Source organism: Lawsonibacter sp. (assembly GCF_022777125.1).
Taxonomy (GTDB): domain Bacteria; phylum Bacillota; class Clostridia; order Oscillospirales; family Oscillospiraceae; genus Lawsonibacter_A; species Lawsonibacter_A hominis.
Map to the genome: position 1 here is coordinate 1 of NZ_JALFGV010000079.1, position 11319 is coordinate 11319.

The following is an 11319-nucleotide window of genomic DNA, read 5'->3' on the forward strand; positions in this document are numbered from 1 at the left end:
GGATGACCGCTTTGTGGAAGCCTGCCATATGCTCGAATGTACGCAGTATATGTTGGATTTACTGACGATAGGTTCGCCGGAAGAACGAACAGAGTTGGTAAACGACATGATGAAAGACAACAAAATCACGCTCCTGCAGGAGCGGCTGCGGGAGATCAAGGAGGAAGCCAATGGACAAGCTTGAATACAACGCCGAAAGACCGTCCTGGTACGACGGCAAATTTCTGAATGAGGTTGGATTCTGTGAGGACTTTCTGCAGAAGCACCCGATGGTGCGTGTGGGTGGCAGCTTCTTCACCAGGGAGGGACGCATCAACGATGAAGAAAGCGTCCGTAAAGATATCTACGAGATGCTCCGCCCTTATCTCAGCTGCGGCCTTGCCAAGCGTGCGTCTGCGCTTCTGGAAATGCTGAAGCTGGAGGCCTATGCACCGAACCTGCCGGTACACGAAGACAGGCTCCATGTGGCCAACGGCACGCTGTTTCTCAGCGGTGAATTCACCGAGCAAAAAGACTTCTGCCGCAACCGCCTGCCGGTCAAATATGATCCCAATGCTCCGCAGCCTGTGACATGGCTGCATTTTTTGTCGGAGCTTCTGGAGGATGAGGACATTCTGACCCTGCAGGAGTATCTCGGCTACTGCCTCATCCCCACCAACCGCGGGCAGACCATGATGCTGCTCAAAGGCAACGGCGGCGAGGGCAAGAGCCGCATCGGAGTGGTAATGCAGAAGATGCTGGGCGACAATCTGAAAAACGGCAGCATCGCCAAGGTGGAGCGCAGTCCCTTTGCCCGGGCCGATCTGGAACACCAGCTTCTGATGGTAGACGATGACATGAAGATGGAGGCGCTGAAATCCACCCACTACCTCAAATCGCTGATTACCGCCGAAATGCCAATGGACTTGGAGCGAAAGGGCGAACAGAGCTATCAGGGTGAAATGTATGTGCGCTTTCTGGCATTCAGCAACGGCGATCTGGAATCCCTCTATGACCACTCCGACGGCTTCTATCGGCGGCAGCTGATTCTGTCGGTGAAAAAGAAGCCTGCTGACCGGGAGGATAATCCTTTTCTCGCGGACAAGCTCTGCGCCGAAATTGAGGGCATCTTCCTCTGGTGTCTGGAGGGCCTTCGGCGGCTGATTGCCAACAACTACCGCTTCACCGAAAGCACCCGCACCCGGGATAACCGCATGGAAGCCAAACAGGAGGCGGACAATGTTCTCCTGTTCCTGCGCTCGGAGGGGTACATCCGACTGAAGGCCGACAGCACCATTACCTCCGTTGATCTCTACGCCATCTATTCCATGTGGTGTGAGGACAATGCCTACAAGCCGCTGGCGGCGCGGACGGTGAGCATGACGCTGAAAAAGCACGCCGACGAATTCGGTCTGGAGCACGACAACCACATCATGAGCCGCCTCGGCAAGCGGGTCAACGGCTTCTGGGGCATCGAAGCGCTGGTGACACCGCCTATTTTATGAGTCAAACGCAAAAAGCACCATCCCATCCATCCTAAGTATCCCATTTGGGATAGATGGGCGGATGGGATGGATGTTTTGGGATCCAAGTAAAAAAGGGGGAATTCAATGAAGAAGCCGTATTACAAAGAACTGCCGCTGTTTCACATCTACGGCAGCAATCTGACCGGGAGTCAGAAGCTGCCGATGACGCTGCTTCTGATCGATGACACTTACGACATGTATACCCTCAGCTGCCTTGCAAAGCGACCCACAGAAGACGTGGTTTCTGATCTGGAGGTGCTGAAAAAGCAGGGGTATCTTCAAAGCAGATGAGAACAGAAAAGATTTTTCCTGCAGGGCAAAATGATTTCACAGAACCGCGCTTCTCGGAATCGAGTACAGGCATTCTTGAAAAGTGTGCATCTACACGGTTTCAGGAAGTGTCATGCGGTTCCGTAAAGTCGATAATACCCACCTGCGGACAGAATATCACGCCGCCAAATCTAATCGAATTTAGAAGCAATAGAATATTTCACCACACAGCAAAGTCGGTTTGCCAGAGAGTGCATCGGCTTTGCTGTTTTCATTTCCAAAATCAGGAGGAACGATATGAACATCAGAAATGAGATAAAGGCACAGATCGTCCGTGCCGGTTTCACCATGCAGGAACTGGTGGACAGGCTGGCCGATGAATACGATTGGAGCGACAGCGTTTCCAATCTCTCTGCAAAACTGCAGCGGGAGAGCATCCGATACAAGGAGGTCGTAGAACTGGCGAACGTGCTGGGCTATGACATCGTATGGCAGAAACGGAGGGATAACCGATGAAAGCACAATACGCCATTCTTCGCTTTGCCAAGTACAAAGGCCCGGAAATCGGGCATATCGAAGCGCACAACGAACGCACAAAAGAGAAATACGCCAGCAATCCCGATGTAGATACCTCCTGCAGTCACCTGAACTTCCATCTGGTGACGCCGGAGCGAAAGTACCGCGCCGAGGCCGAAAAACAGATTGCCGAGGCAGGCTGCCGCACCCGTTCGGACAGTGTGCGGGTGGTGGAGGCTCTCGTGACAGCCAGCCCGGAGTTTTTCAAAGGCAAAAAGCGCAGCGAGGTCAAATCCTATTTCACCGAAGCCCTGGACTTCATTCAAAAACATCAGTCAAAAGACACGATCATATCTGCCGTGGTGCATATGGACGAGAAGACGCCCCATATGCACCTTTGCTTTGTCCCGCTGACAGAGGACAAGCGGCTCAGCGCTAAGGAGATCGTTGGCAACAAGAAAAAGCTGACCTGGTGGCAGGATGAGTTCTGGAAGCACATGGTGAAGAAATATCCCGATCTGGAGCGTGGCGAAAGAGCCAGCGAGACCGGTCGCACCCACATCCCTCCAAGGCTGTTCAAAGAAGCCGTGCATCTGAACCGAATGAAGGGTCAGATCATGGCGATTCTGAACGACAGCAATCCATTCAACAAAAAGGTCAAAGCCGAAGAACTGGAGGCGCTGCTGGACAAGTATATCCCCGGTGTGGAGGTCATGCGGACGAAGTTGAAAAAGTACGATAAGACCTATAAGGAGCTGACCGCGGAGAATGCGGAGTTGGAAAAGAAGTTGTCTTCCGCATCCAAGGAGAGCGTACGGAAGAAACTTGAAATCAGCCAGAAGCTCAACGAGCTGGACGAGCTGCGGCGCACTGTGGATGCTATCCCGGACGAGGTCATCCGTGCTTATTCCGCGCAGCGAAATGCACATCACAGTCGAATGAAACAGGAAATCTGAGGCAATAATAGATTTGAAAGCGAGGAATTCTATGGCAGTAAAAAAGAGCAAAAACGCCACCCCGGAGCAGCAGAAAAAAACCTTCGTCGAAGAAGCCTGGCTGAAATACTACAACCAGGTGCTGTTCGAAAGAGGCATGATCACAGAGCGTGAGCGCAACCTGATGATCAATAAGATTGATGCCAGAACCACAAGGAGTCTGTCGAGATAATCACACCGCAAGAGGTCTGCATATTCCGCAGACCTCTTGCTTTTCTTTTTGGCATTATGTATAATATGGATGATGATTTTACGAAATCAAGGAGAACGCTTATGGATATACACGCAGTGCGGCAGCAGCTCCGCACAAAAAGCATCTATGACATTCCGTTGCGGGTAACTTACTACGCCCGTGTATCCTCAGAATCGGATGAACAGCTGAACTCTCTGGAAAACCAGATCCGGTACTACGAAGATCTAATCCGCAAAAATCGGGCATGGACCTTTGTGCCCGGCTACATCGACGAGGGCCTTTCCGGTATCTCCACAAAGAAGCGGGAAAACTTCAACCGCATGGTGGAGGAAGCCGCAGAGGATCGCTTCGACCTTGTGATCACTAAGGAGATCTCCCGTTTTGCCAGAAACACATTGGACTCCATCCAGTACACCCGTCAGCTGTTAAGCTATGGCGTCGGCGTCTTTTTCCAGAACGACAACATCAACACCCTGGATGAAGACTCCGAGCTTCGCCTGTCGATCATGTCCTCCATCGCACAGGATGAGCTTCGCAAGCTGTCCTCCCGTGTGAAGTTCGGACATCAGCAGGCCATCAAGCAAAATGTGGTGCTGGGCAACAGCCGCATCTTCGGATACCGCAAGGATCAGAAAAAGCTGGTCATTGATGAGGCCGAGGCTCCCATGGTCAGAGAACTGTTTGAACTCTACGCCACTGACCAATACTCCATGAAGCAGATCGAGACGCTGTTCTGGGAAAAAGGCTATCGAAACCTCAACGGCAACAAGATTGCCCACTCTACCATGGCCAATATGATTTCCAATCCGAAATACAAGGGATATTATGTAGGCAACAAGGTCAAGGTGGTGGATATGTTCACCAAAAAGCAAAAATTCCTCCCGCCGGAGGAATGGGTGATGTTCAAAGATGAGACCGGCGAGATCGTCCCGGCTATCGTTTCCGAGGAACTCTGGGACAAGGCAAACGAAATTCTCAAACGCCGCAGTGAGGACGTGAAGAACCGGCAGGGCATCTGCAATCACGCGAATCTGCTGACCGGAAAGCTGTGGTGTACCCATTGCGGGCAGCCCTACTATCGCCGGGAATCCAAGGACAAAAGTGGAAACAAAAACAGCAAGTGGCTCTGCTCCGGCAAGATCAAAAACGGCGCGGACTCCTGCGGATCCTTTGCCATTTACGAGGAGGAAATCAAACCCGTGCTGTACGAGGTGTTCCGTGACACCAAGGCCGACGCAGATGCCATGGTGGCGGAGTATGTGCGGATGTACAATGAGCTGACCATCAACGGCGCCCTGCCGCAAAAAATAGAGGAGCAGCAGAAGATCATCGACATGGCCAATCGGAAGAAAAACAAGCTCCTGCAGCTCGCCGCAGATGACAGCATCACAAACGCCGACTTCAAGTCCATGACCGCCGCCTGCAACGAGGAAATCCGGGCAGCAGAAGAAGAAATTGCGGAACTGGAGCAAGCTGCACTGGAAGGCGAGGAATTCCGCCGAAAGATCGACGAGATCAGGAAAGTTCTCGCCAATGCCCAGCGGGATGCGGCAAGCGGCGTGATTACGAAAGAGTTTGTGGACAAATATATCGACAAAATCTTTGTCACGCCCACGGATGACAATACACTTCTGCTGCAAATCAAGATTTTCACCGGTGAAACCACCGAAAAGTACCTTCGCAAGTTCGAGCATCGTGTGGGTATCATTACCGGAGAATTGACCGAACAGCGGGAAAACCAAGTTGCTGCAAGGGGTTCAGAACCCTGCGTTCCTGCGGGTCACACGTTCAAGAAGATGATCGAGGCCTACGAGAACGGCATGAAGTAAAAGCTGCCCCAAAAGCAGTGTAAAAATACGGGGGGAGGGCTTTCGCCCTCCCCCCGTATTTCAGGCCTTCCCGCAGCGAGCGGGCGCGCCGCCCGCTCTGCAAACGCAGCCTGGTTGCGCCCCAACGCATTCCATCTTGGGAATTGGAAGATATACGATTGCCCTTTTTCAAAAAATCACATATAATAATAGCCTGTGAATCTCCTCAGCGAACACCGGCCATACGGTTTTCCGGGCAGGGTACGGGCGGGAGGCCCCTGTTCCGCTGAGGCAGGCAAAGGAGGCGCGCCATGATCCTGAACGTACTGGCTGTGGGCGACGTAGTGGGCGACGGCGGTCTGGACTATCTGGGCCAACACCTGCGGGCGCTGAAAAAGCTGAAAAACATCCACTTTACGGTCGTCAACGGCGAAAACGCCTCCGGCGTGGGCATCCTGCCCCGGCAGGCCCGGGCCATCTTCGACGCGGGGGCGGACGTGGTCACCCTGGGCAACCACACCTGGAACCGCATCCAGATCGCGGACTTTCTGGAGGACGACCGCTATACCCTGCGTCCGGCCAACTATACCAGCCGGGTCCCCGGCCGCGGCTGGGGCGTGTACGACGGCCCGCAGGGGCTGCGCATCGGGGTGCTCAACCTGATCGGCCGGTGCGAGATGGACAGCAATTTTGAAAATCCCTTCACCACGGCCGACCGGGCCCTGAAGGGCATGGGCGCCGACGTGGTGCTGGTAGACTTTCACGCCGAAGCCACCAGCGAAAAGGGGGCTATGGCCTGGTATCTGGACGGGCGCGCCCAGGCGCTCTGGGGCACCCACACCCACGTGCCCACCGCCGACGCCCAGGTGCTGCCCAAGGGGCTTGGCTTTGTGACCGATCTGGGCATGACGGGTCCGTCCCACAGCGTGCTGGGCATCCGGCCCGAGCAGGCGATCAACCGCTTCCTGGGGGGGCTGCCCCGGCGCTTCGAGCCCGCCGACGGCCCCTGCAAGCTAGAAAGCGCGGTTTTTTCCATCGACACCGACACCCGGACCTGTATCGGCGCGGAGCGCCTGGACCTGCACGGCTGAACCGGCGCCTCCGCCGGACAAACCGGTCCGCCCTGTTCCCACAGGGCGCGGATCGACGAAACCAATTCTGGAAAGGAATCGATATGCTGACCATTCTCCACGCCGCGGACCTGCATCTGGACGCGCCCTTCGCGTCTTTGGCGCCGGAGCAGGCACGCCGGCGCCGTGCCGAACAGCGGGAGCTTCTGGAGCGCCTTGCCGCTCTGGCCCGGACGCAGCAGGCGGACCTGGTACTGCTCTCCGGCGACCTGCTGGACTCCGGCGAAACTTACCACGAGACCGTTCAGGCCCTCTCCTCCGCCCTGGGGCGGATGGAGGCGCAGGTCTTCATCGCCCCCGGCAACCATGACTTTTACTCGCCCCGCTCCATCTACGCCGGGACGCGCTGGCCGGAAAACGTACATATTTTTTCCACCGTGCAGGTGGAATCCGTGGAACTGCCTGCACTGGGCTGCGTGGTCCACGGCGCCGCCTTCACCACGCCCCTGGCCGACCGTTCCCCCCTGATGGGCTTTTCCGCTCCCCGGGACGGGCGGACCCACCTGATGGTCCTGCACGGGGACGTAGACGGCCGGGGCCGTTACGGCCCGATCCGTACCGAGGATATCGCCTCCAGCGGGCTGACCTACCTGGCCCTGGGGCATGTCCATGCCTGCTCGGGCCTGCAGCGGGCGGGCGGCACCTGGTGGGCCTATCCCGGCTGCCCGGAGGGCCGCGGCTTTGACGAGCTGGGAGACAAGGGCGCGCTCCTGGTGCGCGTGGACGGCGGGGAGGTCTGCGCGGAATTCGTACCCCTGGCGCTGCGGCGCTACGGCATCCTGACGGTGGACGTGAGCGCAGCGCCGTCCCCCGAGGCGGCGCTGCTGTCCGCTCTGCCGGAGGGAACGCAGCGCGACTGCTACCGCCTGATCCTCACCGGGGAGCGGGAGACGGCCCCGGATCTGGCCGCCCTGGAGGCCCTGGCGGCGCCCCGCTTCTACTCCCTGTCCCTGCGGGACGAGACCCGCCCCCGGCGGGACCTGTGGGCGCGCTCGGACGAGGACAGCCTGACCGGCCTTTTCCTGCGTCAGATGCGCCGGCGTCTGGCGGAGGAGACGGACGCCCGCGCCCGGGCCCGGCTGGAGCAGGCCGCCCGATTCGGTCTGGCGGCGTTGGAGAACGGGGAGGATGTGCCATGATCATCCATACCATGCGTGCCTGCTTCGGCCGGCTGCAGCAGGAGGAATTGGTCCTGCAGGCGGGGCTGAACGTGATCGAAGCGCCCAACGAGGGCGGAAAATCCACCTGGTCGGCCTTTCTGCGGGCCATGCTCTACGGTATCAATACCAAGCAGCGGGACAAACAGGGCTATATCGCGGAGAAAAACCGGTACCAGCCCTGGTCGGGCGCGCCCATGGAGGGTACGATGGAGCTGACCTGGCAGGGCAGGGACATCACGCTGCGCCGGAGCAGCCGGGCGGGGGCCCCCTTCGGCAAATTGGAAGCCGTATGGACCGGCACGGAGGAGCCGGTGCCCGGCCTGACGGGAGAGAACTGCGGGGAGACCCTGGTGGGCGCGCCCCGGGAGGTCTTTGAGCGCTCCGCCTTTGTGGGCCAGGGCAATACCGCCATCGACGGCGCGCCCGCCCTGGAGGGGCGCATCGCCGCCCTGGCCTCCAGCGGGGAGGAGGACGTGTCCTATTCCCAAGTGGAGCGGAGGCTCAAGGACTGGCGCAACCGCCGCCAGCACAACAGGACCGGCCTGATCCCCAGGCTGGAAGAGGAACTGGCCGTGCTGGACGACACGCTGGCCCGGCAGGCCAAAGCCCACCGCCTGGCCGAGGAGGCCCGGCGGGAGCTGGAACGGCTGGAGGCGGAGATCGCCCGGCTGGATCGGGAACTGGCCGTCCACCGGGGCCGGCAGCAGGCCCAACGCCGCCAGCGGTACGAGGCGGCCTGCGCCGCCCGCGCCCAAGCGCAGGCTCTGGTGGACGATCTGGAGGCCCAGCGCAGCCGTCATGGCACGCCCCCGGACGTGGAAACGCTGCGCAAGGCACAGGAGGATCTGAACTATCTCAATACCGTCTCCGCCAACCAAAAGCTGGCCCAGCGCCAGGCGGAGGAGGCCCGGCAGAGGGCGGAGCAGGCGCTCGCCGCCGCCCGTGACCCCCTCTTTCCCGGACAGACCCCCGACGAGGCGTGGCGGCAGGCCAACGCCGACGCCCAGGCGGCGGGACACACGCCCCGGTACGGCGGGCGATATGCCGCAGGCGCAGCCCTTCTGGCCGTGGGTCTGGCGGGCCTTCTGAGCGCGGTGTGCGGTGTTCTGCCCGCCCCGCTGGGCGGAAGCGTAGCGTCGATTCTGGTCTCGGCCGGGGCGGCTGCCGCCCTGGCCGCGTCCGGCATCGCCCTGCTGGTTACCGCCCGCCTGGGGGCGCGGCGCGCCGCCGGGCGCCGGATGGAACGGCTGGACCGCTATGGCGCGCAGACCCCCGAGGACATCCTGAGCCGGGCCAACGCCTACCGGGAGTCCTGCGTAGTGGCGGCACAGACGCAGCAGCAGCGGGAGGCGGTGGAGTCCGCCCTGGCGGAACTGACCGGCCAGCAGGAAACGCTGAAAGCCGCCCTGCTGTCGCTGGTCCACACCTTTGCCCCCGGCGTTCGCGATCTCTTCGGGATTTCGGCGGCCATCTCCCGGGCGCTGAGCCTGGAGGAGCGCCTATCCCACGCGCGGGTCCAGCTGGAGGGGGCGGCGCAGCTGGCCGACAGTCTTCCCCGCCCCCAGCCGGGCGAGGCGGAAGCGCCGGAAGGGGTGGAGCCCCGCTTTGACCCGGCGGAGACGGCCGCCCGCCGGGCGGCCGCAGAGGGAGAGGCCGCCCGTCTGCGCAACGCCCAGGCCCTGGCCCAGGGGGAGCTGAACACCCTGGGGGATCCGGACCGCTTCCGCCTGCGCCGGGAGGAGATCCTGGAGGAGCTGGAGCGCCGCCGCGGGGAGCAGGAAGCGCTTACCCTGGCTCTGGACGGCCTGGCCCAGGCCAACGGCGAGCTTCAGGCCCGCTTCTCACCGGAGCTGAACCGGGCGGCGGGGGAGATCCTCTCCCGCCTTACCGGCGGCAAATACGGCCAGGTCTCCCTCACCCGTCAGTTTGAGGCGCTGGCGGCGCAGGCCGGCGGCCTGACGCCCCGCCGGGCGCTGACCCTGTCCCAGGGCACGGCGGATCAGCTCTACCTGGCGGTGCGCCTTGCGGTGTGCCGGCAGGTGCTGCCGGACGACGACCCCGTCCCCCTGGTGCTGGACGACGCGCTGGCCAATTTCGACGATTCCCGCATGGGGCTGGCGCTGGATTACCTGACCCAGCTGGGGCGGGAGCGCCAGATCCTCCTGTTCACCTGCCACGGGCGGGAGCGGGCGTATCTGGCCGGACGGGCGGACGCCGCCTGCATCCGCTTGCATTCCTGAACGGCATGGGATATAATACCCTTCAACTGATTTAAACGCGATGGAGCTGATACCCTTGGCAAAAAAAGACACCCCCCAGCAGCCGGAAGAGAAGCTTTCCAGCGGCGACTCCCTCAAGCTGGACCTGTATTTCTGGCTCCAGGCCCTGGTCATGGCCCTGGTGGCGCTGATCCTGGTGTTCACCCTGGTGGGGCGCATCATCGGCGTGGACGGAAATTCCATGTACCCCACCCTGCACCACAAGGACATGCTGCTGCTGCAAAGCATCGGTTACGAGCCCCGGCAGGGGGACGTGGTGGTGCTCACCAAGGCGTTCGACACGGTGACCGATCCCATCGTCAAGCGGGTCATTGCTGTGGGCGGACAGACGGTGGAGATCGATTACGGCACAGGTACCGTCGCTGTGGACGGCGAGGTTCTGGATGAGCCTTATATCAACGAGGCCATGATCGAGCCCTATTATGAAAACCTCACCTCGCTCACCGTGCCGGAGGGATCCATTTTCGTCATGGGCGACAACCGCAACCACTCCTCAGACAGCCGTTATGTGGCCCTGGGCGTGGTGGACGAGCGGTATGTGCTGGGCCGCGCCCTGCTCATCCTGCTGCCTTTCGGACACTTTGGTCCCATCCCCGCGGGTGCGCAGACCGTATGAAGGGCTACCGGAGAGCGGACCCCGCCTTTTCCCTGTGCGGCCTTTGCTGCGGCTTGTGTCCCATGCACCGGGGCGGGCACTGTCCCGGCTGCGGCGGAGGAGAGGGGCACCAGAGCTGCGCCTTCATCCGGTGCAGCCGGGAGCGCGGGGCGGCGGAATTTTGCAGCCAGTGCGCCCAATACCCCTGTCCCCGCTTCGCACAGGCCATGGAGTATGACTCGTTCCTCCCTCACCGGAATATGGTGCGGGACCTGGAACGCTTTGCGTCTATGGGCGCGGCGGCCTTTCGGGCGGAGCTGGACGAAAAATCTTCCCTGTCGGAAACCCTGCTGGCCCACTATAATGACGGGCGGCGCAAGCAGCTGTTCACCACGGCGGTCTATCTGCTTCCGCCTCCGGAGCTGCGGCAGACATTGGCCGCCCTGGATGCGGAGTGTGCCGACGTTTCCTGCGTCCGGGACCGTGCCGCCCTGGCGGCACAGCGCCTCGCCGCCGCCCAGGCGGCGGGATTGGAGCTGAAGCTGCGCAAGAGCCCAAATGCTGAAGTTTTGGGACTGGAATCCCCTGTATGCTGCTTAAGGAAAACAGTTTGTTTGTTATGAATGGGAGGCCGCACTTGCAAGTGCGGCCTCCCATTTTTTCACGAAAATCCCGTATCCGCCTTTGGTTGCCGCTTTACGCAATCCATGCACCTGGCCCTACGGTTCGGGTAGTGTCAAGGATTTTGCGCAAATTGGTTTGCAGGCTCTGGAATGAATGAAGTCAGCCAGCAATGGAGGCGTCCTCAACGGCAGCCTCCAGGTGCTTCATATTCATGTACTTTTTGTTGCCCCACTGGGTGCCGGCC

At 60.3% G+C, this 11319-nt stretch carries 11 protein-coding genes and 1 pseudogene; all 12 read left to right on the forward strand.

Annotated elements, in window-relative coordinates:
- Positions 1-184 (forward strand): annotated as a pseudogene (locus MR825_RS06815) (CHC2 zinc finger domain-containing protein); the annotation flags it as partial.
- The gene (locus MR825_RS06820) at positions 171-1484 is read left to right on the forward strand and encodes a DNA primase family protein (protein WP_287879746.1); all 1314 of its coding nucleotides are present in this window, start codon (positions 171-173) and stop codon (positions 1482-1484) included. The pseudogene MR825_RS06815 and the gene MR825_RS06820, both read left to right, overlap by 14 nt.
- 105 nt (positions 1485-1589) lie before the next feature.
- A complete protein-coding gene (locus tag MR825_RS06825) occupies positions 1590-1796 on the forward strand; it encodes a hypothetical protein (RefSeq protein ID WP_287879748.1) in 207 nt (68 codons plus the stop codon).
- 276 nt (positions 1797-2072) lie between these two features.
- Entirely contained in the window at positions 2073-2291 is a 219-nt protein-coding gene (locus MR825_RS06830) for an LLM class flavin-dependent oxidoreductase (protein ID WP_287879750.1), read from the forward strand.
- A complete protein-coding gene (gene mobV / locus MR825_RS06835; protein WP_287879752.1) occupies positions 2288-3247 on the forward strand; it encodes a MobV family relaxase in 960 nt (319 codons plus the stop codon). Before MR825_RS06830 ends, mobV begins: the two co-directional genes overlap by 4 nt.
- Before the next feature lie 31 nt (positions 3248-3278).
- Positions 3279-3458 carry a hypothetical protein gene (locus MR825_RS06840; RefSeq protein WP_287879754.1) on the forward strand — a complete coding sequence of 60 codons (180 nt, stop codon included), beginning with the start codon at positions 3279-3281 and terminating at the stop codon, positions 3456-3458.
- A gap of 101 nt (positions 3459-3559) precedes the next feature.
- Positions 3560-5308, forward strand: coding sequence for a recombinase family protein (locus tag MR825_RS06845; RefSeq protein WP_287879755.1), 1749 nt, complete (start codon positions 3560-3562; stop codon positions 5306-5308).
- A gap of 290 nt (positions 5309-5598) precedes the next feature.
- A complete protein-coding gene (locus MR825_RS06850) occupies positions 5599-6378 on the forward strand; it encodes a TIGR00282 family metallophosphoesterase (protein ID WP_186908202.1) in 780 nt (259 codons plus the stop codon).
- An 83-nt stretch (positions 6379-6461) separates the two neighbouring features.
- Positions 6462-7556 carry a metallophosphoesterase family protein gene (locus tag MR825_RS06855; RefSeq protein WP_256176512.1) on the forward strand — a complete coding sequence of 365 codons (1095 nt, stop codon included), beginning with the start codon at positions 6462-6464 and terminating at the stop codon, positions 7554-7556.
- Positions 7553-9817, forward strand: coding sequence for an ATP-binding protein (locus MR825_RS06860; protein WP_287879757.1), 2265 nt, complete (start codon positions 7553-7555; stop codon positions 9815-9817). The genes MR825_RS06855 and MR825_RS06860 overlap by 4 nt, the downstream gene beginning before the upstream one ends.
- A 55-nt stretch (positions 9818-9872) precedes the next feature.
- The gene (lepB, locus tag MR825_RS06865) at positions 9873-10472 is read left to right on the forward strand and encodes a signal peptidase I (protein ID WP_287879758.1); all 600 of its coding nucleotides are present in this window, start codon (positions 9873-9875) and stop codon (positions 10470-10472) included.
- Positions 10469-11074 (forward strand): DUF3795 domain-containing protein, encoded by a 606-nt coding sequence (locus MR825_RS06870; protein WP_256176509.1) that lies wholly within the window; start codon positions 10469-10471, stop codon positions 11072-11074. The genes lepB and MR825_RS06870 overlap by 4 nt, the downstream gene beginning before the upstream one ends.
- Positions 11075-11319: the final 245 nt, after the last annotated feature.

Excerpts from the sequence above, each read along its gene's own strand:
- MR825_RS06820 (WP_287879746.1), top strand. The coding sequence starts at position 171 with ATGGACAAGCTTGAATACAACGCCGAAAGACCGTCCTGGTACGACGGC.
- MR825_RS06855 (WP_256176512.1), top strand. The coding sequence starts at position 6,462 with ATGCTGACCATTCTCCACGCCGCGGACCTGCATCTGGACGCGCCCTTC.
- MR825_RS06850 (WP_186908202.1), top strand. The coding sequence starts at position 5,599 with ATGATCCTGAACGTACTGGCTGTGGGCGACGTAGTGGGCGACGGCGGT.
- mobV (WP_287879752.1), top strand. The coding sequence starts at position 2,288 with ATGAAAGCACAATACGCCATTCTTCGCTTTGCCAAGTACAAAGGCCCG.
- MR825_RS06840 (WP_287879754.1), top strand. The coding sequence starts at position 3,279 with ATGGCAGTAAAAAAGAGCAAAAACGCCACCCCGGAGCAGCAGAAAAAA.
- MR825_RS06825 (WP_287879748.1), top strand. The coding sequence starts at position 1,590 with ATGAAGAAGCCGTATTACAAAGAACTGCCGCTGTTTCACATCTACGGC.
- MR825_RS06845 (WP_287879755.1), top strand. The coding sequence starts at position 3,560 with ATGGATATACACGCAGTGCGGCAGCAGCTCCGCACAAAAAGCATCTAT.
- MR825_RS06870 (WP_256176509.1), top strand. The coding sequence starts at position 10,469 with ATGAAGGGCTACCGGAGAGCGGACCCCGCCTTTTCCCTGTGCGGCCTT.
- MR825_RS06830 (WP_287879750.1), top strand. The coding sequence starts at position 2,073 with ATGAACATCAGAAATGAGATAAAGGCACAGATCGTCCGTGCCGGTTTC.
- MR825_RS06860 (WP_287879757.1), top strand. The coding sequence starts at position 7,553 with ATGATCATCCATACCATGCGTGCCTGCTTCGGCCGGCTGCAGCAGGAG.